We start from the raw sequence: 24,917 nt of genomic DNA, 5'->3' as shown, positions 1-24,917 counted from the left end.
CAAGAAACTCTGGCGTTGCGCCAACGCGCGACGTCAGAGCAATCGAATGATTTCCGAAAGATAAAACGCTGGGAGCTGCTGTAGCGCCAGCCTTCGAAAGAGGTGGGTTATGGGCCTGAATCTGCTCCATTCCAATGATCACACGGGCGCATACCCCAAGAGCTGGTATGCGGCAACGGCCACGTCCCTTGCTCCTTTTCCGGCGCTCTCCGGCACACGGCGCGCCGATGTCTGCATCATTGGCGGCGGCTATACCGGCCTGTCGGCGGCGCTGCATCTTGCCGAAGCCGGGCTTGAGGTTGTGCTGCTTGATGCGCACCGCGTCGGGTTTGGCGCATCAGGGCGCAATGGCGGCCAGCTCGGCAGCGGGCAGCGCCTTGATCAGGAAGGGCTGGAAAGCCTGATGGGTGAGCCCGAGGCGCAAAAACTTTGGCAATTGGGCGAAGACGCCAAGGATCTGGTGAAATCCCTGGTGGCCAAACATAAGATTGACTGCCACCTGAAGCCCGGTGTGGCCTGGACAGCCTCCAGCAAGAAGGACGTGGCACATCTGCATGACTATGGCCGCCACCTGCAGGATCGCTACGGCTATGATCAGATCGAAATCCTGTCGCCCGAGGCCAGCCAGAAAATGTGTCCGTCACCGGATTACAAAGGCGGCATTCTGGATCATGGTGCCGGGCATTTGCACCCGTTGAACCTGGCCCTGGGTCTGGCCCGCGCCGCCGCTGCAGCCGGTGCCACCCTGCATGAGCAAAGCGAGGTTCTCGAGATCAGCGAAGGTGCCGAAGTCTGTGTCAAAACAGCGGGTGGCGAAGTGCGCGCCAACCATCTGATCCTCGCCTGCAACGGCTACCTTGGCGGGCTGAACCGACAAGTGGCGTCCAAGGTAATGCCGATTAACAATTTCGTCGTCGCAACAGAGCCTTTGGGGGACGCGGTCGAACAGGTGCTTGGCCGTGATGTCGCTGTGGCAGATAGCAAGTTCGTCGTGAACTATTTCCGGCTCAGCCATGATAAACGCCTGCTGTTTGGCGGCGGTGAAAGCTATGGTTATCGCTTCCCTACTGATATCGAAGCCGTGGTGCGCAAACCGATGACGCAGATCTTTCCGCATCTGCGGGATGTCAAAGTCGACTACGCTTGGGGTGGCACGCTTGGGATCACCATGAAACGCATGCCTTATCTGGCCCGTCTGGCCCCCAATGTCCTGTCGGCTTCGGGCTATTCCGGCCATGGTGTCGGCACGGCCATCCACGCAGGCCAGCTGATGGCCCACGCCATTCAGGGCGAAGCCGAAGGCTTTAATACCCTGTCCCGGGTCCCTGCCCCGACCTTTCCGGGAGGGCCTTCCATGCGCTCACCTCTGCTGGTTCTCGCCATGACCTGGTTTGCCCTGCGTGATCGGCTCGGCTTTTAGCACCACCAAACAAAACCAGATTTCGCATACGGCCCGCAGAGAAGACCTCTCTGCGGGCCGTTTTCTGTCTGGCGGCCAAAGCAGGTCCAAATGCAGCAGTGATCAGTTCAGCCTGTCGTCAGCCAAAGGCAACAGATCTGTGAAATCTCGCCGATGACGGCTGTCATTTGCCGCACACCTCTTGGCAGTCCAGTCCAGTTGTTTTATATTTATCAAATCCATAATTCAGGAATTTGAAATATGACTCAGGCTTCAAGTGTTCAGGCCACAGCTGTGAAAGCCCCAAATGTGCATGATGCGGAACCCATCCCTGAAGCGGCCCGTCAGGCGATTGATGATCTGATGCAATCCGGCGACCTGTTTCGTTACACAGCACCGGAAAACGCCCCGGTTGCCCTGCTCGAACAAGAGTTCGCAGCACTTCTGGGCAGCAAATACGCTTTGGCAGTTTCCTCCTGTTCGGCTGCACTGTTCCTGTCGCTGAAAGCGCTGGATCTGCCACGTGATGCACGCGTGTTAATCCCCGGCTTCACCTTTGCGGCGGTGCCTTCTGCGGTGGTCCATGCGGACTGCATTCCGGTCCTGTGCGAAGTCGGCGACAACTACCGCATTGATATGGCAGACTTTGAAGCCCGCCTTGACGATGACATTCAGGCCGTAATCATCAGCCATATGCGCGGTCACACCTCTGACATGGATGCGATCCTAGCGCTTTGCGACGCCCGCAATATTCCTGTGATCGAAGATGCTGCCCACTCGCTTGGCACCACCTGGCACGGCAGAAACATCGGCACATTGGGCAAGATCGGATGCTTTTCCTTCCAATCCTACAAGATGATCAATGCCGGCGAAGGCGGCATTTTGATCACCGACGATGCCGATCTCGTCGCCCGCGCCGTGATCATGTCCGGCGCCTATGAGCACAACTGGCAGAAACACAAAGGCCCCAGAGGCGACAACAGTGCCGATCTGGCCCAGGCCTTTGCCAAGTGGCAAAATCAGCTGCCGCTCTATAACCTACGCATGAGCAATCTCTCAGCAGTGGTGATCCGCCCTCAACTGCCGGAACTGGCGCGCCGGGTGCGTGACGGGCTCAAGAACCACGACTATGTCGCCGGTCGCCTGAACCAGAGCCCCAACTTCCACGTTCCCGCACCGCTGGCACCAGAGCAGCGCGCGCCGGACTCCATCCAGTTCAACCTGGTTGACCTGACCGACGCGCAAATCACCGCCTTCGCCGAAGCGACTGCCGCCGCCGGGGTCAAGGTACAGATTTTTGGCCGCTCCGCCGACAATGCCCGCGCCTTCTGGAACTGGCAGTTCATCAAGGACCTGCCAGAGCTTCCACAAACCCGCGCCATGCTGATGCAGGCCTGTGACGTGCGCCTGCCGGTGCGACTGTCTCAGGCAGAGCTGGATATAATCGCCGATATCCTTCTGAACGCAGTCAATGACGCCGCCGCGCGGGCTGCTGCCTAGCATCGCCGCCAACGCGTCTCAGGGGGACAACCTTCCCTGAGACGCCTGTCGCACCAATGCCATATCCCGGTTACGCGCCGCGCGTCAGCGGGGCGCCTGGCCCAACGGGAATGGTTTATCTCACAGATCAACCCTTCCGGGCGGGAGATCTCCGGCTCGGATCGTGCCCGCAGTTCTCATTCTGACAGTGCTGGCAGCCCTCAATTTTGAGACTTCGCAAGCCCAACCACAGAAAAAGGCCCCGAAAAATCAGGGCCTTTTATTCTCTTAGTTCTGGTGAGCACCTCTTTTAGGTCGGCTCTCCAAAGACCCGTTATTTCAGTTTTGAAAGCTTTTCCTGCAATTCGGCCAGCTGGCGTTTAATCGCATCCAGATCTTCGCCACTTTCTTCAGCTGGCGCGCCGCCTTCGGTTGGCGATCCTGCACCGCTCCAACCGCTGGCCAAACCACCGGACAGCCCGCCGGTCATGGCTTTCAGGAACGCCTCCTGCTGCGTGCGCATCGCTTCAAACCCCGGGATCTGCGCCATCGGGTTCATCGCCGACATATTCTCGACCATCTGTGACTGGCTGTCGCGCAACATATCGAACGACGCCTGCAGAAACTGAGGCATCACGCCCCCACCTGGCTGCATGTAGCTGCGCACCAGGTCGTTCAAAACATTCACCGGCAGCACGTTTTCACCGCGGCTTTCATGCTCGGCGATGATTTGCAGCAGGTATTGACGCGTCAGGTCATCGCCAGATTTCAGATCGACGATCTGGACCTCACGGCCTTCCCGGATGAACCCCGCGATATCCTCCAGCGTGACGTAATCGCTGGTTTCGGTATTATACAGGCGCCGACTGGCGTAGCGCTTGATCAGCAGGGGTTTTTCCTGTTCCGCCATACCGTCCCTCCCCGGACATGATGCATTGCAGAAAAAAGACTATGCGAGCGCAGAACAAAAGAAAAGCCTGCTGCGGCCTCCGACTGCGTGACAGTTCAATGGTGCAGGACAATATGGCAGTAGAAATTTGTACTTGAGCTAAACTGGACTTGAGGTTTTATAGCTTACCCCATTGCACGAAAGGAAAAGACACAGATGAATATTCTGATCTTGGGGGGCACCGGCTCTATTGGCAGCGCTGTCACCACAGAGCTGGTCGCTGGTGGGCATGCGGTGACAGGCCTTTGCCGATCTGCGGAATCCGCCACAAAACTGCGCCAGTTCGGGGCCACGCCTGTGATGGGGGATCTGCGCCAACCTGAAACCTGGCGCGCAGCCCTTGCCAAGGCCGAAGCTGTCATCCAGCTTGCCAGCACCTTTGACGATGACATGGGAGCAGTGGATGCCCGCGCCCTGCAGGCTATCCGCGCCGAAGCCAAAAACCGCGCCCAGCCGCTGCGCCTGATATACACCGGTGGCTGCTGGCTATATGGGGAAACCGGCAACTTGATTGCCCATGAAAATCGTCCTCTACGCCCAATCCCGGCCTTTGCCTGGATGCAAGAACATGCGGCGGAATTGTTATCAGATTCAGCCCTGTGTACCGCCGTGGTACACCCGGCGATGGTCTACCACGAAGAGGGCGGTGTCTTTGGCCGCCTGTTGCAGCAGGCCAATGAGAGGCAGCCATTGGAGGTTTGGGGCAGTCTTCGCACCCGCTGGCCGCTGGTGCACCGTCGTGATCTGGCCCGGGCCTACCGGATGCTAGTTGACGACGCCACATTAGTAGGATCCTTCAATGTCGCTGCCCAACAGGGAGTTTCAATGCAACGCATTGTCGATGAAATTGTCAGGCGGCGTGGCCATGATGGTGCCTATGTCATTCGCAGCCGGAAGCATGTGATGTTCAAACACGGCGCCTGGGCTGAAGGGCCAACCCTGGATCAGCAGATGAGCGCAGAAAAGCTGCGCAACACCTGCGGCTGGGTCCCTGAAGTTCACGATTTCACCCAGGCTGATTTCTGAACTTTGCACCTGATCTCAGCACCAGTGACCAGCACAAAAAAGGACAGGTCAAAATGACCTGTCCTTTCAACACGCGGCTGCGAATTCTTTGCAGGGAGGAGCGATGATCCGCCTCCGCGCTCAGCCAGAATGGCTGGTTTACTTGGCGGTTGCCTTCTTGGCAGCCGTGGTCACTTCATCAGTGGCCTTTTTGACAGCGGCGGTTGCTTCTTCGCCCATGTCCTTGCCGACTGCCATCAGCAGCTCAACTGTGTCCATCTGGACTTTTTTGGCGACTTCAGCAAAAGCGGCCATGTTTTCGGCTGCAACTTCAGCAGAGGCGCTGGCGAAATCGGTTGCCGATTTGGCGTAGTCAGCCGGATCGGTTTTCGCTTTGGAGATGTCTGCCATTTTGGTCAGTGCATCTTTGGTCCATTTGGTCGAGATTTCCGAGGACTGCTCAGCAGCACCCAGAACAACAGCGCTCAGCTTTTCGTTCAGCGCGGCAGTGTTTTTGAACGCTTCTTCCATGGCGGAAGTATCCACCGGAAATGCGCCCATCATGTCTTTCATCAATGCGGTAAAATCTTGGGTCTTAGCCATCAAACTGGTTCCTTTGGTTGCCATCTCGGGACCACCCCGCGTTTCAGCATGACTAAACTATAATTTCTGCACCGCAGCATTTCAACATATTTTTGCTGCAATGCAGAAAAATCATCGTAAAACCCGAAAATTCAAGACCTTGTCAGGATCTTGCCCGGGCACGCACATAGCTTCCAGGTGCCTGCTCCAGGGCAGGATACCCCGAATCACCCGGCTCACGCGCTGGAACTTGCTTACCGGACCGCTTCTTCAGCCAGCTTTCCCAGCGTGGCCACCAGGAGCCCTCGTTGAATGTGGCTCCCGCCATCCAGTCCGGCGCATCCAGCTTGAGATCAGCATTTGTGTAGTGACCGTATTTGTCGCGGCTTGGCGGGTTCACGATCCCGGCGATATGGCCCGATTGCGAGACGATGAAGGTCTTGCTGCGTCCACCCATCTGTTGCACACCACGGTAGCAGTCACTCCAACGGGCGATATGGTCCGTCTCGCAGGTCACCGCCATCACCGGGATGTCGACATCTCTCAGGTGCAGGGTTTCACCGAACACCTCAAAGCCGCCGTCAGCAAAGGCATTGCCCTGACACAGGCCCCGCAGATATTGCACCGCCATCTTGCCCGGCAGATTAGCCCCATCGCCATTCCAGTAGAGCAGATCAAAGGCCGGTGGCGTTTGCCCCATCATGTAGCTGCGGATAGCCGGCCCATAGACCAGATCATTGGAGCGCAGATAGGAAAAGGTCCGCGCCATGATATAGGAGGGAAGGATACCATCCTCGCCGATCTCGGCCTCGATGGCGTCGACAAAATCATTCTGCAAAAACGGGGTGAAATCCCCCTGATCGGAAAAATCGGTCAGAGCGGTGAACAGCGTGGCCGATTTCACCGATTTGTCGCCCCGCTTTTTCATCAGCGCCAGCGTCAGGCTGAGCGTCGTGCCCGCAATGCAGTAGCCAATGGCATTGACCTGTTTGACGCCGCAGATTTCCTTGGCCTTTTCAAAGGCGGTCAGGAAACCCTCTTCGATGTATTCCTCCATGCCGACGTCGGCGTAGTCACCATTCGGGTTGATCCAGGACACGACAAACAGTGTATAGCCCTGCTCTGTCACCCATTTGATCAAACTGTTCTGTGCCTTTAGGTCAAGAATGTAGAACTTGTTGATCCAGGGCGGGAACAGCACGATCGGGGTTTCATGTACCGTTTCCGTGGTGGGGCGATATTGGATCAGCTCCATCATCCGGTTTCGATAGACGACTTCGCCGGGCGTCGTGGCAATATTGCGACCAATCTCAAAGGCGCTCTCATCCGCCAGCCGCACCACCAGTTCACCATTGTTGGCTTCGAGATCCGCAACCAGGTTCTGCAAGCCATCAATCAGCGACTGCCCCTCGGTTTCCAACGCCTTTTCCAAAGCATCCGGGTTGGTCGGCAGGAAATTGGTCGGCGCCATCATATGGATGATCTGGTCGGAAAAATAAGACAGTCGCTGGCGGTCAAGCGGCTCCAGGTCTGCAACTTCTTCAACGGCCATGCGAATGATCTCAGAATTGGTCAGATATTGCTGTTTGATATAGTTGAAATAGGGGTTTTTTTCCCACATCGGATTGGTGAAACGCCGATCCGAAGGACTCGTCTCCAACGCTTCCTTGCCCTCTTGCGCCGCCAGAATTTTCTGCGCTTCGGCAAAGTTCAGGACGGATTTCCCCCAAAATTCAACCTGTTGTTCCATCATTTTTGCGGGATTTTGCAGCATTTCGGCCCAGTATGACGTTGCTGCACGTGCAAAAAGTTCGTGATTCGGAGCATCCAATCCAGGATGATGTTGCTTCTTGGTCGACATGATTTCGACCAGTTTCCTGGAAAGGCTGTCCACCTTTTCCATATTTTCCTTAAGTCGTTCAATATGTTCCGGAGAAGTGCTTAGGTCCAATGTCTCACTTGTTGTCATCTTAAGGAATCCCTCATACTCTTTCTGCTGTGCAGAATACTGGTCTGGCCATATTACGCCAAAGCGACGAAAGGTCCGAGGCCCTGCATTATTTTCCGTCCGCACCTGCGGGAACTGGGACGGGCAGCCAAAGGAGAGCCATATGCGCTATATGTTGTCGTACGACTTGATGGAAACCGCCCGGAACATGAACCAATGGCTGGGTGCAAGCGCCCTGTCGATGGCGTCCTATCCCGGTCTTGCCGCCCTGCCCAACCCGGCGCTCAGCTGGATGGCCGCCTGGGGCGAAGTGACCGAGCGCACGTTTCAGCGCATGACCGTCAAACCCGACTGGGGCATCCGCACCTTCACCTGCGAAGATGGCAAGGACCATCTGGTTGAGGTCAATACCGTGGTGGAACGCCCCTTTGGCGATCTGATCCATTTCCATGTTGCGGGCCGCAAGGAACAACCTCGCAAAGTTCTGGTCGTCGCGCCGATGTCCGGCCACTATGCGACCCTGCTGCGCTCCACCGTGAAAAGCCTGCTGGTCAACTGCGAAGTCTATATCACTGACTGGCACAATGCCCGCGACATCCCAGTCTCCGCCGGCAAATTCGACATCGAAGACTACACCCTTTACCTCGTTGATTTCATGCGTGAACTCGGCCCTGACACCCATGTGGTTGCTGTCTGTCAGCCCGCACCACTGACGCTGGCGGCAACCGCCTATCTCGCCGAACAGGATCCAGAGGCTCAGCCTTCATCTTTGACCTTGATTGGTGGCCCGGTTGACCCGGATGCAACCCCAACCGAAGTCACCGATTTTGGCCGCCGCGTCACCATGGGCCAACTGGAAGAAACCATGATCCAGCGCGTCGGTTTCAAGTATCCCGGCGTCGGGCGCAAAGTCTATCCCGGCCTGCTGCAGCTGTCCTCCTTCATGTCGATGAACATGGACCGCCATTCCAAGGCCTTTACCGACCAGATTCAGCGTGCCAGCCGCGGCGAAGCCTCGGATCACGATGCACACAACCGCTTTTATGACGAATATCTGGCGGTGATGGACATGACGGCGGAATTCTACCTTTCCACCGTGGAACGCGTGTTCAAATCGCGGGAAATCGCCCGCAATGAGTTCATCGTCGATGGCCACAAGGTCGACATCGGCGCCATCACCGATGTCGCGGTCAAAACCGTCGAAGGCGCCAATGATGACATCTCTGCCCCCGGACAGTGTATCGCCGCGCTAGACCTGTGCACTGGCCTGCCCGACAGCAAGAAAGCCAGCCATGTCGAACCCGGTGCTGGCCACTACGGTATTTTTGCAGGGCGCAGCTGGCGCGACAATATCCGCCCCTTGGTGATCGACTTCATGGACGCCAACTCCCGCAAGCCTAAGCCAAAGGCGGCGAACCGCAACACAGCCAAGCCCAAGACGAAAGAGGCCTGAAGGCAATGAGCAAAGCCTGCCTTGGGTTTTCCTGCTCCTGTGGTCAGCTGGCCGGACATATATCACCTGAGGCCCGGAAATCCGGGCTTCGGCTGATGTGCTTTTGCCCGGACTGTCGCGCAAACGAGCTCTACCACAAGCAACCGGACCCGACAGCAGGCGTCGATTTGTTCCAGCTGGCCCCGCATGGGATCACCTTGACGCAGGGCGCTGACCAGTTGCGCCTGATGCGCTTGGGTCCCAAGGGGCTGTTTCGCTGGTATGCGGGATGCTGTGGCACGCCCGTCGCCAATACCCTGGCCAAACCGCAGCTGGCCTTTGTTGGACTGCGGTCGGACCTATTTGACGACACGGCTGCCCTGGGCAGAATTCGCGCCAAATCACATGTGATCAAACCGGGAAAGCCGCCGCAGAACCAAGGCATGATGCGCATGGTCATTGGGATTTTTTCCCGCATGACTACTGCCCGTCTGTCCGGGCTGTGGCGCGAGACCCCCTTTTTCGACGCACAAAGCGGCGCACCTGTCGCCCCGCCTGAAGTCCTGAGCAAAGAAGCTCGGGCGACGCTTTACCCCCAGTAGGCGGTACTGCGGTTCGTTCACATCTGGCAATGATCTTGGCAATGACGTTGCTCAATCGGCAAATTCTTGGCGGCGCCGCGCGGATGAACTTCACGCCGGGGCTGCAACTCCTGCAGGTGCCGCGAGCCATCCCAAAAGCGCTTGATTGACCGCTTCGGGCTGTTCTAGTCCCGGCAGATGCCCCGCACCCGCGATGATCTCCAGCCCGGCATGTGGAATAAGTTCAGCGAGAAACTCGTGTCGCTTGACCGGCGTAAGACGATCGTATTCCCCACAGAGGATCAGGGTCGGCACCTGACAGCGTCGCGCTGTGGCCTGCTGATCAGAACGCCGCTGCAATGCCCGGCTTTGATCGACGTAGAGCTCTGCTCCCAAATCCAGCCCCATCTCCCGCACCAGGTTGAGCACCTCCAGTCGACGCCCACCAGGTGCCAGAACCTCGGGTGGCAGCGTCTGTTGCAGGGCCTTGTCCAGCCCGCCCGTACGCGCTGCAATGATCAGTGGCTCACGCATGGCTGCCTGATCCGGGGTTTCCGACAACGGTGTGGTCGCCATCAGGCACAACCGCGTGATGCGTGACGGCGCGCGGCGTAGGATCTCCAGCGCCACGATACCGCCCATCGAAAGCCCGGCCAGTGCAAAGCGTTCCGGCAGCATCGACAGGATGTGGGTAGCAATATCTTCGACACGATCACCGCCAACAAGAGGCGCTACCATCACGGGGGCCTGCGCAGACAAGGCATTGATCTGAGGCGTAAAGATACGAGCGTCACACATCATGCCCGGCAACAGAACCACCGGTTCCTGCCCCCAATTCCCCGATTGTTCCATCACCAGTGCCCTCTGCCTGTTCGGGTGCATTCACTGCGGCACCCGTTGTCACGCCCGCCCTGACTGAAGGCCGGAACGCGATCTCGCAGCCAGTCTTGCGGCCTGATGGCCGACAGGGCAAGCGGTCATTCGGATTTTGTCACAGCGTCAGTCGGCACTCTGCACCGTAAAGCCGGGTGTTCGCAGGCTTTCACGGTGATGAAGACGGTGGAAACATCAGAGGTCGCAGAGACGCGCGCTCAGAACCCATTCCACCGGAACGCGCCCTCTTCGGAAAGCGGTGAAAACGGATTATGGGCTATTTCCCAGATATGCCCGTCCGGGGCACGAAAATAGCCGATATAGCCGCCCCAGAAAACCTCCCCGGCGGGGCGCAGAACCTCTGCTCCGGCGGCTTTTGCGGCCTGCATCAGCTGATCCACCTCCTGCGCAGAACGGGTATTATGGCTCAGCGTCATCGCCCCAGCTCCCAAGGCGGACAGGGGCAGCCCCATGTCCTCGGCCAGTTTTTCCAAAGGGTACAGCCCCAGCGTCTGCGAAATCAGATCATAGGCAATCACCCCATCCGGGCTTTCGGCTCGTGTCCAGCCAAGAGCGTCATAAAACGCAGCAGCCTTGTCCATATCCGGCACCCCGAGAGTGATCAGACTGACCCGTTGTTCCATTGTCTTTCCTCCTTCTGTCGCAGCGGGTTGTGCATATCAGACGCGATCAGCCAGTTCCTGCACAGCGGCCTCGATCAGTCCCAGACAGGGACCATCAGAAAACCGGTGGTCGGCATCCTTGACTAGGGTCAGGCGCATATCCTCGCAGGTCACGTGATCCAGCAGGCGCAATGCCGTTTCAGTCGAAACCGCCGTGTCCGCCGTGCCCTGAAGGCTACGCACCGGGAAAGGCAACGCCAGAGGGCCGCGCAACACCAGGTGATCACGCCCATCCTCGATCAGACGTTTGCTGATGCGGTAAGGCTCCATATAGTCGCTGGGAAGTTCAACATAGCCACGGGTCTCTAGCTCCGCCTTTTGGGCTTCAGTGAAACTCTCCCAATAGCCATCTTCGGTAAAATCCGGCGCGGCAGCAATCGTCGCCATGCCACAGATGCGTTCCGGCATGGCCTTGGCCAACAATAGCGCCTGCCAGCCCCCCATGGAGGAGCCAACCGGCAGGATTGGCCCCTCGATCAGGGTCGAGATCGCCGCAACGCTATCCTGATGCCAATCTCCAATACAGCCTTCTTCAAAGGTGCCGGAACTTTCGCCATGGCCAGAGTAGTCAAAGCGCAAAAATGCCTGCCCACGCGCCTTGGCCCAGGCTTCGAGGTGGATCGCCTTGGTGCCCTCCATATCGGATTTCAGCCCGCCCAGAAAAATCACCGTCGGTCCGCTGCCGGGATGGTGGTGATAAGCAATGCGGCGCCCCTGCTCTGTCTCAAGAAAACGCGTCTCAGCCATCATCAGTTTCTCCATTTTGGGCTTCACTCCAAGATGTGCCATGCAATCTTGACAGCTGCAATTGCCAATCCCCCGCCCCGGCAGGCAGTGCGAAGCCGGGCTTGCTCCATTTCTGCTCTGCCCCTAGGGTGCGCCAAAAAAGGGTGCGCCAAAAAATTCGCGATCCCCAGTGACCCTAAGGCAGGCCGATGACACAAGCATTTCACCGCACTTTTCTCATTCTTTTGTGCCTGTTGATCGCGATTGCCAGCCTCTGGGCAGCTCTGGCGCTGTGGTACCGCCTCCCCTTCGGAGAGATAATGAGGGCCGTATTCGCGCTATGCTTTGTACTGCTGGGGCTTGCTGTCATCCTGGGCCAGTTCCGCCCCCGTCGCTTGCGTGCACTCGCAACCTTTTGCCTGGCACTGGCAACTGTGCTGACCTGGTGGGTCTCGCTGACGCCTCCGACCGACCGTCCCTGGGCCCCGGATGTGGCGCGACAGGTGACGGGATCGCTCGACGGATCCGTCCTGAGGTTGGAGGATGTGCGTAACTTCACCTGGCGCAGTCCGCAGGATTTTGACGTCCAGTGGGAACAGCGCAGCTATGATCTGGACCAGCTGCAAACGGTAGATCTGTTTATGTCTTATTGGTCCGGTAAAGCCATCGCGCATATGATTGTCAGCTTTGGCTTTGCAGGCGGCGACCATATTGCCTGGTCAGTGGAAGTGCGGCGCCAGATCGGCGGCGGCTTCTCTCCGGTGGCGGATATGTTCAAGACCAATACCCTGGCCATTGTCGCCGCCGATGAACGCGACGTGGTCGGCACCCGTACCAATGCCCGCGGCGAAGACGTGCAGCTTTACCGGATCAGGGTCACCCCTGAAAAGGCCCGCGCGTTGTTGTTGCAATATGTTGACGCGGCCAATCGTCTGGCGCAGCGCCCACAATGGTACAACTCGCTGTTCACCAATTGCACAACCGTGGTTTTTCAGATGATCCGCACCATTGTTGACGAGGTCCCGCTGGACTGGCGCGTCATGGCCAACGGCTATCTGCCGGAATACTCCTTTGATGCCGGGGTGCTAGACAGCCGCCTGTCTCTATCGGAGCTGATTGAAAAGGGTCAGATCAGCCCTCGGGCGCAGGCCTATGGGCTTGGCCCTGATTTTTCCGCCGTGATCCGCGACGGGGTTCCCGCACCGCTGCAAGATTAGAAAACCCCGATTTGCGGCAAGACCGGTCTACACCTGACTAAATTGGGTGTTTTGCTATGATGTCGCAGCGATATTGACAGCACCCGATCAAGCTGCCAAATCATTCACGAAACACATAACCCGCAACCGGGCGTTCAGTGGGCGCCAAACCGACGAGGAGCAGCCAGACCATGGCCCAAATCTCTCTCACCCTTCCCGATGGCAATGCACGCAGCTATGAGGCTGGCGTCACCGCAGCCGAAGTCGCGGCCGATATTTCGACCTCGCTGGCGAAAAAAGCCATCTCTGCCACCGTCAACGACCAGCACTGGGATCTGCAATGGCCGATCATGGCCGATGCCTCGATCGCCCTGCACACCATGAAGGACGAAGAACAGGCCAATGAGCTGATCCGTCACGATCTCGCCCATGTCATGGCACGCGCCGTGCAGGAACTGTGGCCCGACACCAAGGTCACTATCGGACCCGTCATTGAAAACGGCTGGTACTACGATTTTGACCGCGCCGAGCCCTTCACCCCCGAAGATCTGGGCGTGATCGAAAAGAAGATGAAAGAAATCATCAACAAGCGCGAGCCCGTGACCACCGAGGTCTGGGAGCGCGAACGTGCAGTGAAATTCTATGAGGCCAACAACGAGCCCTATAAGGTGGAGCTGATCGACGCCATTCCTGGTGACGAGCCTTTGCGCATGTATTGGCATGGCCACTGGCAGGATCTCTGCCGCGGACCACACCTGCAGCACACTGGCCAGCTGCCGGGTGACTCCTTCAAACTGATGTCCATCGCCGGGGCCTATTGGCGCGGCGACAGTGATCGCGCCATGTTGCAGCGGATCTACGGCGTCGCCTTCACCGGCAAGGAAAAGCTCAAAGCCCATCTTAACATGCTGGAAGAGGCCGCCAAACGCGACCACCGCAAGCTGGGCCGCGAAATGAACCTCTACCACATGCAGGAAGAGGCTCCCGGTCAGGTCTTCTGGCATCCTAACGGCTGGAAAATCTACACCACCCTGCAGGACTACATGCGCCGGATGCAGGAACGCGACGGCTATGTCGAGGTGAACACTCCGCAGGTGGTCGATCGCAAACTCTGGGAGGCCTCGGGTCACTGGGACAAATACCAGGAAAACATGTTCATCGTTGAAGTCGACGAAGAGCATGCCCGCGAGAAAGCCGTCAACGCGCTGAAACCAATGAACTGCCCCTGCCACGTGCAGGTGTTCAATCAGGGCCTCAAAAGCTACCGCGATCTGCCGCTGCGCATGGCCGAATTCGGCTCTTGCGCACGTTATGAGCCCTCCGGTGCGCTGCATGGCATCATGCGGGTGCGCGGCTTTACTCAGGATGATGGCCACATTTTCTGCGCCGAGGATCAGATCGAGGCCGAGACCGCCAAATTCATCGCCTTCCTGTCCAAGGTCTATGCCGATCTTGGCTTCCACAACTGGACCATCAAACTGTCGACCCGCCCTGAAAAGCGCATCGGCTCGGATGAGAGCTGGGATCTGGTGGAAAAAGCCCTGGGCGATGCCTGCAAGGCGGCGGGTTATGAATACGAGCTGCTGGAAGGCGAAGGCGCGTTCTACGGCCCCAAGCTGGAGTTCACCCTGACCGATGCCATCGGCCGGAACTGGCAGTGCGGCACTCTGCAGGTGGATCCCAACCTGCCGGAACGTCTGGAGGCCAACTTTATTGGTGCGGACGGCAACAAGCATCGCCCCTTTATGCTGCACCGCGCCACCCTGGGGTCTTTTGAGCGGTTCATCGGCATTTTGATCGAAGAACACGCAGGCAAGCTGCCGTTCTGGCTGGCACCGCGTCAGGTGGTTGTTGCCTCGATCACCTCGGATGCAGATGACTACGTGCAAGAGGTTGTGGCCGCGCTACAAAAGGTCGGCGTGCGCGCCGAGGCTGACATTCGCAACGAAAAGATCAACTACAAGGTCCGCGAGCACTCGCTGGGCAAAGTTCCCGTGATCCTGGCCATTGGTCACCGCGAGGTCGAAGAACGCACCGTGTCGATCCGCCGTCTCGGCGAAAAGCAGACCCGTGTGGACAGCCTCGAAATTGTTACAAAGGCGCTAGGCCTGGAAGCGACCCCACCAGATTTGTTGTAACATTTGCGCTCAAAAGAATAGTTTGCGGCCCCCTTTTGGGGCCGTTTTGTTTCAATTCCAGAAAATTCTCTTTTGTATCAGGTAGGTGCACCAACATCTTTAGTCACACTGGCTGACGCCGCCGTGAGACACGCGCTCGTGACTTAAACTCCTAAACATCGCAGGTTAGGTTTTACGTGTCATCACGACAGCGCAAGCTAAACCAAAAGGAATTCATGAGATGTCGAAAACAGCCAAATCTCTCGCCGTTGCCGGTGCCGTCGCCGCCGCTTTGACTGCTGCGTCCACCATGCCCGCCGCTGCCGGCACCAAGGAAAAATGCTACGGCGTTTCGCTGGCCGGTCAGAACGACTGTGCTGCAGGCCCCGGCACCACCTGTGCTGGCACCTCCACTGTTGACTATCAGGGCAACGCCTGGACCCTTGTTGACGCAGGTACCTGTGCTGACATCGATCTGCCAGATCTGGCAGATGGCGGTCACCGCAATGGTTCGCTTGAGCCAATCGAGCGCGACCTGCCCGCATAAGGCTCAGAGCCGGGTGCAAACAGGCCTCCGGCACATACAGACCCTTTAGATACTTCGGAGGGCGGTGGCACAGCTCCGCCCTCCTTGCTCTCTCTGTACCTTCCTCTGAGGCGTTCTATTTCTGATCGCTTTTGCCGAAACGAGATCCGCCATGCTTGACACCGCCGCGTTCAAATCTCTGCCCAATGCCCCCGGCGTCGGCTACAAAGCTCAGCATTTTGCCCAGATCATGGAGCACCCCGACCCGGTTCAGTGGCTTGAGGTGCATGCGGAAAACTATATGGGTGATGGTGGACGCCCCCTGGCACAGCTACGCCACCTGGCAGAACGCTTTGCCATGTCAGTCCATGGCGTTGGCCTGTCGATCGGCGGCGAAGGCCCACTGGATCTGGAGCATCTTGCCCGGCTCAAACATTTGGTTAGCTGGCTGAACCCGGCGAGTTTTTCCGAACATCTGGCCTGGTCTACCCATGACAGCCATTTCTACAACGATCTGCTGCCGCTGCCTTATACCAAGGCGACACTTGGCCGGATCAGCGACCACATTGACCAGCTGCAGGAGGCCATCGGCCGTCCCATACTGCTAGAAAACCCGTCGAGCTATCTCGCCTTTGCCGAAAGCACCTGGTCAGAGCCGGAGTTTCTCGCCGAGATCAGTAATCGCACCGGCTGCGGATTGCTGCTGGATGTGAACAACGTTTTTGTGTCAGCCACCAACCTCGATTTTTCTCCACAGGGCTATATCGATGCCTTTGCGCTGGAAAAAGTCGGAGAGATCCATCTGGGTGGCCATGACGAAGATCAGGATGAACAGGGCCGACCTTTGCTAATCGACAGCCATGGTCACGAGGTGGTGGATCCTGTCTGGGCCCTGTTGGATTACACGCTGGAACGGTCAGGCCCCAAACCCGTGCTGATCGAATGGGACAATGATGTCCCGGAGTGGCCCGTTTTGGCCGCCGAGGCCGAGCGCGCCGCCTTTGCCCTGGACAATCTGCCGCAAACCGTTGCGGTGCCCGCATGACCCAAAGCCTGCTTGAAAAGGCCCAGGACGATGGTCTCGCGACACACGTAGTTCAGGCCGACTTCACCCGTGCACTGATGGACGCCGGACAGCAGGTTCCCGCCGGGCTCGTCGATCAGAACGGTGTCGCAGCCGGTCGGCGGTTTGATGTCTATCGCAACAATGTGGCGGTCTCCTTGACCGAGGCCATGCACAGCGCCTTTCCAGTCGTGGCCAAACTGCTGGGCAAGGAAAACATGGACGGTCTTGCCGGTCTGTTTTTGCGCGCGCATCCACCGACAACGCCCCTCATGATGTTTTATGGTGCTGAATTCCCCGCCTTTCTTAAAGGCATCGCACAGCTGAACCATCTTGGGTATCTGGGCGATGTCGCCCGGCTCGAGCTGGCGTTGCGCCACGCCTATCATGCTGCCGATGCCACCCCGATCGCGGCCGAAGCACTGGGCGCATTGCCTACTGACGCGCTTTTGGCCGCCACCGTGACCCTGGCTCCGGCCGTGCAGCTGCTGCGTTCCTCCTGGCCGGTGCATGCCATCTGGCGTTTCAATACCGACGACGGGGCTGCGAAACCACTTGGCGAAGCTCAGGCCGTCCTGATCACCCGTCCCGAATTCGACCCAATTCCCCAGGTCCTTTCCCCCGCCGAAGCGGAATGGATACAGGCCTTGATCGAGGGCCTCAGCATTGGAGAGGCTCTGGAGCGCGCAGGCGCAATCGAGGCTGATTTTGACCTGGGCAATCCGCTGACCCTGCTTTTGCAGGGCGGCGCACTCACTGGACTGAACCAAAAAGGGTAAAGACATGCACGCACTTGTCTCGCTTCACAACACAATCTTCGGCCTGGTCGAACGGGTTGGCGACTGGCTGATGCCGCTCGGCGCACGCTTCGTCTTTGCGGCAACCTTGCTGATCTACTACTGGAATTCCGGCATGACAAAACTGGGCGATGGCCTCTTTGGCATCTTCCTGCCGTCCGATGGCGCCTATATCCAGATCTTCCCCAAAGCCTTTGAGGAAGTCGGCTATGACGTCAGCCAGTTTGGCATTTTTCACTGGCTGGTAGTTCTGGCCGGGACCTGGGCGGAGTTCATCCTACCACTGCTGATCCTTGTCGGGTTGTTCACCCGCCTAGCTTCGCTCGGGATGATCGGATTTGTGGTCATGCAGTCGCTGACCGATATCTACGGCCATGGTCAGACCGACGTCAAAACCCTTGGGGCCCTGTTTGACCGGTTCCCCGACAGCCTGATCCTTGACCAACGCCTGTTCTGGGTCTTTGTTCTTAGCGTGCTGGTTGTCAAAGGGGCCGGCGCCCTTTCGGTGGACGCCCTGCTGCGCCGCCGGGCTGAACCTGTGATGGCCTGACCCACCAGTACCGCCGACTTTTCCCGTCAGCTATTCATGACAAAGGGCGCCCTGCATGTGCAGCGGCGCCCTTTCTTTTGGCGGGGTCAACGGTCAGGGTGAGTTTTACGTCCAACGTCGCGTCAAGACGCAGGGCCGGTGTTCCCCCTAGAAATGCGCCTTTGCCTCATCCGGTTTGCCTGCAGCCAGGGCCAAAACCCCGGCGACACCGGCAAAGGCGATGGGAAAGACGGTAAAGACATTGAAGCCAAAGCCCCAGTACATGCCAAAGGCCGAGGCCAGCAGCAATAGCCCACCCCAAAGTGCCCGCATCCGCGCCATGGCCCCGCCAGTGATCGCCAAAAGCGGTGAGAGCACCGCGAGGACCCGCAACCGGTCGACGTTCTCCACCTGCTCTGCCAGGCCTTCAACAGCGCCAAAATGTTCAACCGCAGCGGTATATCCATAGCTGAAAAAGCCAACGATCAGCCCCAAAAGGCCGGCGATTATCCCCAGAACCAGAGCAGCATTGCGCATCTTATGTCTCCTATTGCGTCACGTGTCAGATGGGGGCGAATTTAGGCGACACCAAGGGCCGCCTGGGTGCTTTTATCCCAGCCCAAATACAGTGCATCCTCTGTTTTGATCAAAGGCCGTTTCATCAATGCCGGGTGTTCCCCAATAAGCTCCAACGGTGGGCGGTCACGATCTTCGGCAGACAAACCTCGCCACGTGGTGGAGCGGGTATTGAGCAGACGGTCGCCAAATTGCGCAAATGCATCGGTAAGGACAGTTTCTGGCACACCCTCGGCGCGAACATCCGAAAGTTGACAATCGGGAAGTTTTTTCAGTGCCTTGCGGCATGTGTCACAGTTTTTCAGTCCATATAAGATCATGACCTTTTCCTTCCTCAGTGCCAGAGCGACACAATTTATGGGAGAATGAATCCCACCCACTTGATTTTTTTCCAGCCCATGCAACAGTCATGCATGGTTCGACTGGCTCAGCTGTTCCTTGGTCGCGCGCCTCACCGCGTCACCACTATGACGAGTCCCTCGCACCTTTATTATCTGGGCTGCCCCAGGACAACGTGCAAGTTAGAAGGAGACACGGGAGATGCCAAGCGGCACCGTGAAATGGTTCAACACCACCAAAGGCTTTGGTTTCATCGAGCCCGATGGGGGCGGCAATGATGTTTTCGTACATATCTCTCAGGTTGAGAGATCCGGGCTGACCGGCCTCGCTGACAATATGAAAGTCGACTACGAATTGACCGAAGGTCGCGATGGTCGACAAATGGCCGGCGAAATCAAGCCGCTTTAAGGCGGCGAAACTCCAGCCGCCTCCGCCAACCTGTGCTGCGCCTCAGTTCCTGAGAAACACACGCAGTTGACCGGGTGCGGCTCCTTTCCCCTGACACTCCCCCGTGACGACCACACTCGTCGATCGCCCGCCATTGGCCGGGGTATGTCAGCGCTACGTCATTATTCTGCAAAACTACGAAGGCCGGTTCGGAAAGCCAGCAAAAACGGTCCTACAATGCAAACCTGTCTAGCGCTGCGCTGAAACGATGCGCAGATATTCAACCATGACGCAGCGCGGATCCCTCTCGCGCAACAGCACGTCACCGCTCCGTTGCCACTGGGCCTCGTCAACCTGCGGAAAATATGTATCCGCAGCCTCAACCTCGGTTTCCACCTCGGTGATTAGCAAACGGTCTGCCAGCGGCAGCATTTCGCGGTAAATACCCGCTCCCCCAATGCCGTAGATCCGCCGATAGCCCTGCGCAGTGGCTACTTGGATTGCATCTACAACAGATTTACAGACGATTTCCGCCGCATCCGCACGAGAGGATACCACCAAGTTCAGGCGATTTTTTAATGGCTTAAACGGCAGGCTATCCCAGGTATTGCGCCCCATTATAATGGCGCCGCCCAGTGTTTCGCGCTGAAACGCCTTGAGATCCTCCGGGGCATGCCAGGGAATAGTGTTGTCTTTGCCAATGGCACTATTGCGGTCACGGGCAACAATCAAAGTGATCATGGGTCGTCTGCCTTCAAGCGCCGGAAAAGACATCCCTCCGGCAAAAAGAGAAAATTACTGGTTTATCCGGATTTGACCCGGGACTTAAACCGCCACTGGTGCCTTGATACCTGGATCAGGCTCATAGCCGGTGATCTCGAAATCATCAAAGGTGAAATCAAAGATCGAACTGACCTGGCGTTTGATCTGCAGCTGCGGCAGCGGTTTGGGGCTGCGCGACAATTGAAGATCAACCTGTTCACGGTGGTTGGAGTAGATATGCGCGTCTCCCATGGTGTGAATGAAGTCGCCGGGTTCATAGCCGGTGACATGCGCCAGCATCACCTGCAACAGCGCATAGGAGGCAATGTTGAAAGGCACCCCCAAAAACATATCCGCCGACCGTTGATAGAGCTGGAGATGCAGTTTGCCACCCAGGATCCGCACCTGCCAAAGGGTATGACAAGGCGGCAGCGCCATGTCTGGCACATCTGCCGGATTCCAGGCGGAAACGATCAAGCGACGACTGTCGGGCGATTTTTTGATCATCTCGACCAGATCGGCAATCTGGTCGACGGATCCAGCATGATATATTGCCTCATCACCAGAGGTGCCGGGGATCCGCTCCAGCTTGGGGAAATGCCGCCACTGGTGGCCATAGACCGGCCCCAGATCACCGTTTTCATCGGCCCATTCATCCCAGATCGAGACCCCGTTGTCCTTGAGGTATTTGATATTGGTATCGCCAGAGAGAAACCATAGCAGCTCGTGAATAATTGAACGCAGATGCAGTTTCTTCGTCGTGACAAGGGGAAAGCCATCGCTCAAAGGATAGCGCGCCTGCAGTCCAAAGCAGGAGATCGTCCCGGTGCCGGTTCTGTCGCTGCTCTGCACGCCCGTATCCAGGATTTGACGCAAGGCCTGATGATATTGCTGCACTGGGGTCCCCTTTTCCAACTGTCGGCGTCGGTCCCGAAGTCATAAAGCGCAGGCTCGCCATAGTAAAAGACTATCTTTGAAACAGGCCCGGCCTACCGTTCTCTGTTGCACAGTGCCAAGAATAGTCGGTGCCTCGCCGTCATGGTCACCTGCCGCAGAATCGGGCTCCCCGAATCGCTTCAGATGAGACTATTCTGCAGCCATACCAACCTGCCGAAACAGGATGCGCCTTTTTTGTTCCGCCCCGAATTGTCGGTGGCCAGGGGCGTACCAGAACTCAAGGAATGTCGAGCATGGCGCTTACCTATCTCCACACCATGGTCCGGGTAAAGGATCTGGAGAAATCCATGGCCTTTTATGAGCTGTTGGGCCTGCGCGAAACGCGGCGCTACGACAGCGAAGAAGGGCGTTTCACCCTGCTCTATCTGGCGGCTCCCGGACAGGAAGAAACCCCGCTTGAACTGACGTACAACTGGGATGGCGACGAAGGTCTGCCAAGTGACAGCCGCCATTTTGGCCATCTGGCCTATGGCGTCGATAATATCTACGAGACCTGCCAGTTCCTGATGGACAATGGCATCATTATCAACCGTCCACCACGCGATGGCCGCATGGCCTTTATCCGCTCGCCGGACAATATCTCGATCGAGCTTTTGCAAAATGGCGAAGCGCTGGAAGCTGCAGAACCCTGGGCCAGCATGGAAAGCACCGGTCACTGGTAGGGCAGCGGCCTGGTTCAACGGCCAAGAAAAGTCAGCGATATCAGCGGCGCCCCTATTCAGGCGCCGTTTTTTTCTGTGGATCCCTTTGGGCAACCCGGCACCAATTGCAGAGCAAATGATCCGCATGATGCAGATGGTGTGAAAATGAAAACGCACTGCAGACCCTTTGGGGACCAATGCAGTGCGGTCTCTAGCGAACCCGAATTCTTCAAGTTTGTGACAGGCTGGTAATCAGCAGCTGTCGTGATCTTTGATCGTCTTTAGGCGGTGCAATTCTTGCCTCGATGCCTGTTCTCGGAGGCCGTCTGGCCTCAAAGGGGGAAGCCGGAGCTCCTGACTTTAGTAGATATAGCGAATCTGGTCAGACCAGTAGCGCTCTACTCGCTTCAGCGAGGCGGTGATGTCGGCGATACCATCGCGACTGATCACATCCTTACCTTCAAGACCCTCAGCGTGACGAGAAAACAGCCCCGCAACGATATCTCGGATCTCGCGACCGCGTGGCGTCAGGCGAACCCGGACCGAACGGCGATCAATTTCACAGCGCTGGTGGTGCATATAGTCCAGCTCAACCAGCTTTTTCAGATTATAGCTGACATTGCTGCCCTGATAGTAACCACGGCTCTTCAGTTCGCCAGCGGTGACCTCATTGTCGCCGATGTTGAACAAAAGCAGCGCCTGCACGGCGTTGATTTCAAGCACACCAACGCGCTCGAACTCATCCTTGATCACGTCCAGCAACAGCCGGTGAAGACGTTCCACCAGCGCCAGCGCTTCAAGGTAACCAGTCATGAACCCTTTGCGGTCCACCTGGCCTATTGGCAATTCCATACTCATAGGCATCTCCGACTCGAATTTGCTAATGAACAGAATGCAGAAAATTCCCGAAAAATACGTTAAGCTGGTTTTTTATGTTTTTTGATGGGTTTGCGCGATTTCATCCATCAGCCCAGCATAGTTGGCTGGGGCGGCCACCTGGCCGGTGACCCACTGGTAGAGATCCTGATCATTTTCATGCAAAAGCTGATCATAAAGGTCCAGTTTGGCAGGCTCCATCTGCGCAAGATTGGCTGCGGCATAGGCGGACAGCAGGATATCCATCTCTTTGATTCCCCGTCGCATTGATCGCATGGTCAACCGTTTGAGGCGATTCTCATGGCTTTCACTTGTAGCTGTCATGGCCTGCACCCTCATCTGTTTAACTTGCGACGCCCTGCACCAGGGTGCGAAGTTTCTTTTCCAGACGCGCGGCACGTTCGGAATTGTTGCGCATCTCGTTGCGCAAGGAGCGAAGCTCCTGCAGAACGCCGGCAAAATCTCCGACTTCCACATCCAGCTCGTTGGGTTCGGACATACCCTCACCTTCGCCGGTCAGCAGCCAGGACATCGACACATTCAAAAGCCCCGAAACCATCGACAGCTTGTTCGCCCGTGGTTCTGACAGATCCTGTTCCCAGCCCATCAGGGTGCTTTTCTTGACACCAAGGCGGCGCGCCAACTGTGCCTGCGTCATATCTGCAGCTTCGCGGGCGGCGGCGACACGGTCACCAAAAGTCGCGGCCTCAGGTCCAAACCAATCTGTTGTTTCCTCAGACATATACGCTCTCCGTTCTGGTCATTGCCAATGTAGCTTGATCGAGAATTGGTGGCACCCTATGACAGTTGCCAAGAACATTCAAACAGGGACCCGCCGTCATGTCTTTCCTTTCCAAGACGCTCGAACGTGTAAAACCGTCGCCGACAATTGCGATCACTGCAATGGCCGCCGAACTCAAGGCCGCAGGCCGCGATGTTATCGGGTTGAGCGCGGGAGAACCCGATTTTGACACGCCTCAGAACATCAAAGATGCAGCTGTCGCAGCCATCGCAGCAGGCAAGACGAAATACACAGCGCCTGATGGTATCATCGAGCTGAAACAGGCGATCTGTGCCAAGTTTCAGCGCGACAATGGCCTGACCTATGAACCCGCCCAGGTCTCGGTTGGCACCGGCGGCAAGCAGACGCTGTATAATGCGCTGATGGCGACGCTCAATCCCGGTGACGAGGTGTTGATCCCTGCCCCCTATTGGGTGAGCTATCCCGATATGGTGCTGCTGGCGGGCGGCACACCTGTCGCAGTTGAGGCCAGCCTGGAGACCAATTTCAAGCTGACACCAGAACAGCTCGAGGCGGCGATCACCCCAAAGACCAAATGGTTCATCTTCAACTCGCCCTCAAATCCCAGCGGTGCCGCCTATAACCGGGCAGAGCTGAAAGCACTGACCGATGTGCTGATGCGTCATCCGCATGTCTGGGTGATGACAGATGACATGTACGAACATCTGGTGTTCGACGGTTTTGAATTCTGCACCCCCGCCGAGGTCGAACCCGGTCTTTATGAGCGGACACTCACCTGCAATGGGGTTTCCAAGGGTTATGCCATGACCGGTTGGCGCATTGGCTATGCAGCCGGACCGCAGCATCTGATTGCCGCCATGCGCAAAATCCAGTCGCAGTCCACCTCGAACCCCTCGTCGATCAGCCAATGGGCCGCCGTCGAGGCGCTGAACGGCCCTCAGGACTTCATCGCCGAGAACAATCTAGCCTTCAAACGCCGCCGCGATCTGGTGGTGGAAAAGCTGAACGCCATTGACGGTATTACCTGCCCGGTGCCCGAAGGCGCGTTTTACGTCTATCCCTCGATCAAAGGCCTGATCGGCAAGACCACCCCCAAAGGCACAGTGATTGCTGATGACAAAGCCTTTGCGACAGCCCTTCTCGCCGAGGCTGACGTGGCTGTGGTCTTTGGTGCGGCCTTTGGCCTGTCACCAAATTTCCGGGTCAGCTATGCCACTTCGGATGCAGCGCTTACAGAGGCCTGCGCCCGGATCAAGGCGTTCTGCGCCGCGCTAAGCTAAACACAGGAAGCGAACTTATGGCCGCGACTCTGCCAGAATATTTCTTTCGTATCCGCGAAAACGGCGCCTTTGTGTTTCGGGTTGATACCGAGAACCGGCAGCGTCGGATCGATATGGAGCAGATCGCGGCCATCAATATCCGCAATGGCGAGATTAAGCCGCATGGCGGGCGCGCCCTGTCAGAGCGCGACCTTGCTGAGATCAAGACCTGGATGGCTGAGCGCAGCGCGGTTCTGGCAGCCCGCGATATCGACGATATCAAACGGGCTGTGGATCACCTCAACCTCACCGCCCATTGGGCCCAGACCAAGGCCACGGATGAGCAACTCGAGGCGGTCACTGATGATCTGTTGCTGACCATGCATGACCTGCGTAGCGTTTTGGTCCGTAAAAAGGCTGATCGGCTGATCAAGGCACAAAAAGGCGACTAAATTCCTGTGAACGATCAGAC

28 protein-coding genes are annotated in these 24,917 nt (G+C 57.4%); 15 read left to right on the top strand and 13 right to left on the bottom strand.

What is annotated here, in order from left to right; genetic code table 11:
* Nucleotides 1-109: 109 nt before the first annotated feature.
* Both PH5382_RS06035 and PH5382_RS06030 read left to right on the top strand, forming a co-directional pair.
* Complete coding sequence (locus PH5382_RS06035; protein ID WP_058333458.1) at nt 110-1,420, top strand: NAD(P)/FAD-dependent oxidoreductase; 1,311 nt, start codon at nt 110-112, stop codon at nt 1,418-1,420.
* Between the two features lie 240 nt (nt 1,421-1,660).
* Nucleotides 1,661-2,899, top strand: coding sequence for a DegT/DnrJ/EryC1/StrS family aminotransferase (locus tag PH5382_RS06030; RefSeq protein ID WP_058333457.1), 1,239 nt, complete (start codon nt 1,661-1,663; stop codon nt 2,897-2,899).
* 313 nt (nt 2,900-3,212) lie between these two features.
* Here PH5382_RS06030 and phaR read toward each other — a convergent pair whose 3' ends face one another.
* Nucleotides 3,213-3,788 carry a polyhydroxyalkanoate synthesis repressor PhaR gene (phaR, locus tag PH5382_RS06025; RefSeq protein WP_058333456.1) on the bottom strand — a complete coding sequence of 192 codons (576 nt, stop codon included), beginning with the start codon at nt 3,786-3,788 and terminating at the stop codon, nt 3,213-3,215.
* Between the two features lie 195 nt (nt 3,789-3,983).
* Between phaR and PH5382_RS06020 the strand changes: the two genes are divergently transcribed.
* The gene (locus tag PH5382_RS06020; protein ID WP_058333455.1) at nt 3,984-4,853 is read left to right on the top strand and encodes an NAD-dependent epimerase/dehydratase family protein; all 870 of its coding nucleotides are present in this window, start codon (nt 3,984-3,986) and stop codon (nt 4,851-4,853) included.
* Nucleotides 4,854-4,991: 138 nt separating this feature from the next.
* Here PH5382_RS06020 and PH5382_RS06015 read toward each other — a convergent pair whose 3' ends face one another.
* Nucleotides 4,992-5,435 (bottom strand): phasin, PhaP, encoded by a 444-nt coding sequence (locus tag PH5382_RS06015; protein WP_058333638.1) that lies wholly within the window; start codon nt 5,433-5,435, stop codon nt 4,992-4,994.
* A gap of 142 nt (nt 5,436-5,577) precedes the next feature.
* Complete coding sequence (locus tag PH5382_RS06010) at nt 5,578-7,383, bottom strand: PHA/PHB synthase family protein (protein WP_058333454.1); 1,806 nt, start codon at nt 7,381-7,383, stop codon at nt 5,578-5,580.
* A 142-nt stretch (nt 7,384-7,525) separates the two neighbouring features.
* Here PH5382_RS06010 and phaZ point away from each other — a divergent pair, with 142 nt between their 5' ends.
* Together phaZ and PH5382_RS06000 are read left to right on the top strand one after the other, a co-directional pair.
* Nucleotides 7,526-8,815, top strand: a complete 1,290-nt coding sequence (gene phaZ / locus PH5382_RS06005; RefSeq protein ID WP_058333453.1) for a polyhydroxyalkanoate depolymerase — start codon at nt 7,526-7,528, stop codon at nt 8,813-8,815.
* Nucleotides 8,816-8,820: 5 nt separating this feature from the next.
* Nucleotides 8,821-9,396, top strand: coding sequence for a DUF6151 family protein (locus PH5382_RS06000; RefSeq protein ID WP_058333452.1), 576 nt, complete (start codon nt 8,821-8,823; stop codon nt 9,394-9,396).
* 90 nt (nt 9,397-9,486) lie between these two features.
* On the opposite strand, the gene PH5382_RS05995 is transcribed toward PH5382_RS06000, so the two are convergent.
* From PH5382_RS05995 to PH5382_RS05985, 3 genes are all read right to left on the bottom strand, one after another.
* On the bottom strand, nt 9,487-10,227 hold the full coding sequence (locus tag PH5382_RS05995; protein WP_058333451.1) for an alpha/beta fold hydrolase: 741 nt from the start codon (nt 10,225-10,227) through the stop codon (nt 9,487-9,489).
* A gap of 239 nt (nt 10,228-10,466) precedes the next feature.
* Complete coding sequence (locus tag PH5382_RS05990) at nt 10,467-10,892, bottom strand: VOC family protein (protein ID WP_058333450.1); 426 nt, start codon at nt 10,890-10,892, stop codon at nt 10,467-10,469.
* 36 nt (nt 10,893-10,928) lie between these two features.
* Nucleotides 10,929-11,678: an alpha/beta hydrolase gene (locus PH5382_RS05985; protein ID WP_058333637.1), complete on the bottom strand. Its 750-nt coding sequence runs from the start codon at nt 11,676-11,678 to the stop codon at nt 10,929-10,931.
* A 299-nt stretch (nt 11,679-11,977) separates the two neighbouring features.
* On the opposite strand from PH5382_RS05985, the gene PH5382_RS05980 reads away from it, so the two are divergent.
* From PH5382_RS05980 to PH5382_RS05955, 6 genes are all read left to right on the top strand, one after another.
* Nucleotides 11,978-12,874 (top strand): lipoprotein N-acyltransferase Lnb domain-containing protein, encoded by an 897-nt coding sequence (locus PH5382_RS05980; protein WP_231751807.1) that lies wholly within the window; start codon nt 11,978-11,980, stop codon nt 12,872-12,874.
* Between the two features lie 170 nt (nt 12,875-13,044).
* Nucleotides 13,045-14,991: a threonine--tRNA ligase gene (thrS, locus tag PH5382_RS05975; RefSeq protein ID WP_058333448.1), complete on the top strand. Its 1,947-nt coding sequence runs from the start codon at nt 13,045-13,047 to the stop codon at nt 14,989-14,991.
* A 220-nt stretch (nt 14,992-15,211) separates the two neighbouring features.
* On the top strand, nt 15,212-15,517 hold the full coding sequence (locus PH5382_RS05970) for a BufA1 family periplasmic bufferin-type metallophore (protein ID WP_058333447.1): 306 nt from the start codon (nt 15,212-15,214) through the stop codon (nt 15,515-15,517).
* Between the two features lie 151 nt (nt 15,518-15,668).
* Complete coding sequence (locus PH5382_RS05965) at nt 15,669-16,541, top strand: MNIO family bufferin maturase (RefSeq protein WP_058333446.1); 873 nt, start codon at nt 15,669-15,671, stop codon at nt 16,539-16,541.
* Nucleotides 16,538-17,338, top strand: coding sequence for an HvfC/BufC N-terminal domain-containing protein (locus tag PH5382_RS05960; protein WP_082645574.1), 801 nt, complete (start codon nt 16,538-16,540; stop codon nt 17,336-17,338). The genes PH5382_RS05965 and PH5382_RS05960 overlap by 4 nt, the downstream gene beginning before the upstream one ends.
* 4 nt (nt 17,339-17,342) lie before the next feature.
* Nucleotides 17,343-17,906, top strand: coding sequence for a DoxX family protein (locus PH5382_RS05955; protein ID WP_058333445.1), 564 nt, complete (start codon nt 17,343-17,345; stop codon nt 17,904-17,906).
* Nucleotides 17,907-18,053: 147 nt separating this feature from the next.
* On the opposite strand, the gene PH5382_RS05950 is transcribed toward PH5382_RS05955, so the two are convergent.
* Together PH5382_RS05950 and PH5382_RS05945 are read right to left on the bottom strand one after the other, a co-directional pair.
* Nucleotides 18,054-18,422, bottom strand: a complete 369-nt coding sequence (locus PH5382_RS05950) for a hypothetical protein (RefSeq protein ID WP_058333444.1) — start codon at nt 18,420-18,422, stop codon at nt 18,054-18,056.
* A gap of 41 nt (nt 18,423-18,463) precedes the next feature.
* Nucleotides 18,464-18,781, bottom strand: a complete 318-nt coding sequence (locus PH5382_RS05945) for an ArsC/Spx/MgsR family protein (protein WP_058333443.1) — start codon at nt 18,779-18,781, stop codon at nt 18,464-18,466.
* A 220-nt stretch (nt 18,782-19,001) separates the two neighbouring features.
* On the opposite strand from PH5382_RS05945, the gene PH5382_RS05940 reads away from it, so the two are divergent.
* Nucleotides 19,002-19,208 carry a cold-shock protein gene (locus PH5382_RS05940; RefSeq protein ID WP_058333442.1) on the top strand — a complete coding sequence of 69 codons (207 nt, stop codon included), beginning with the start codon at nt 19,002-19,004 and terminating at the stop codon, nt 19,206-19,208.
* A 228-nt stretch (nt 19,209-19,436) separates the two neighbouring features.
* Here PH5382_RS05940 and PH5382_RS05935 read toward each other — a convergent pair whose 3' ends face one another.
* Both PH5382_RS05935 and PH5382_RS05930 read right to left on the bottom strand, forming a co-directional pair.
* A complete protein-coding gene (locus PH5382_RS05935; protein ID WP_058333441.1) occupies nt 19,437-19,928 on the bottom strand; it encodes a dihydrofolate reductase in 492 nt (163 codons plus the stop codon).
* An 84-nt stretch (nt 19,929-20,012) separates the two neighbouring features.
* A complete protein-coding gene (locus PH5382_RS05930) occupies nt 20,013-20,846 on the bottom strand; it encodes a thymidylate synthase (RefSeq protein WP_058333440.1) in 834 nt (277 codons plus the stop codon).
* Between the two features lie 293 nt (nt 20,847-21,139).
* Between PH5382_RS05930 and PH5382_RS05925 the strand changes: the two genes are divergently transcribed.
* Nucleotides 21,140-21,568, top strand: a complete 429-nt coding sequence (locus PH5382_RS05925) for a VOC family protein (RefSeq protein ID WP_058333439.1) — start codon at nt 21,140-21,142, stop codon at nt 21,566-21,568.
* Nucleotides 21,569-21,907: 339 nt separating this feature from the next.
* On the opposite strand, the gene PH5382_RS05920 is transcribed toward PH5382_RS05925, so the two are convergent.
* From PH5382_RS05920 to PH5382_RS05910, 3 genes are all read right to left on the bottom strand, one after another.
* Nucleotides 21,908-22,405 (bottom strand): MarR family winged helix-turn-helix transcriptional regulator, encoded by a 498-nt coding sequence (locus PH5382_RS05920; RefSeq protein ID WP_197410002.1) that lies wholly within the window; start codon nt 22,403-22,405, stop codon nt 21,908-21,910.
* 72 nt (nt 22,406-22,477) lie between these two features.
* Entirely contained in the window at nt 22,478-22,747 is a 270-nt protein-coding gene (locus tag PH5382_RS05915) for a succinate dehydrogenase assembly factor 2 (protein ID WP_058333438.1), read from the bottom strand.
* Between the two features lie 19 nt (nt 22,748-22,766).
* Nucleotides 22,767-23,165, bottom strand: coding sequence for a helix-turn-helix domain-containing protein (locus PH5382_RS05910; protein WP_058333437.1), 399 nt, complete (start codon nt 23,163-23,165; stop codon nt 22,767-22,769).
* 98 nt (nt 23,166-23,263) lie between these two features.
* On the opposite strand from PH5382_RS05910, the gene PH5382_RS05905 reads away from it, so the two are divergent.
* The gene (locus tag PH5382_RS05905) at nt 23,264-24,466 is read left to right on the top strand and encodes a pyridoxal phosphate-dependent aminotransferase (RefSeq protein WP_058333436.1); all 1,203 of its coding nucleotides are present in this window, start codon (nt 23,264-23,266) and stop codon (nt 24,464-24,466) included.
* Between the two features lie 17 nt (nt 24,467-24,483).
* Nucleotides 24,484-24,897, top strand: coding sequence for a hypothetical protein (locus tag PH5382_RS05900; protein WP_058333435.1), 414 nt, complete (start codon nt 24,484-24,486; stop codon nt 24,895-24,897).
* Nucleotides 24,898-24,917: the final 20 nt, after the last annotated feature.

The sequence above is a fragment of the Phaeobacter sp. CECT 5382 genome (genome assembly GCF_001457775.1).
Taxonomy (GTDB): domain Bacteria; phylum Pseudomonadota; class Alphaproteobacteria; order Rhodobacterales; family Rhodobacteraceae; genus Pseudophaeobacter.
This window is presented reverse-complemented; position numbering and strand designations above follow the sequence as displayed.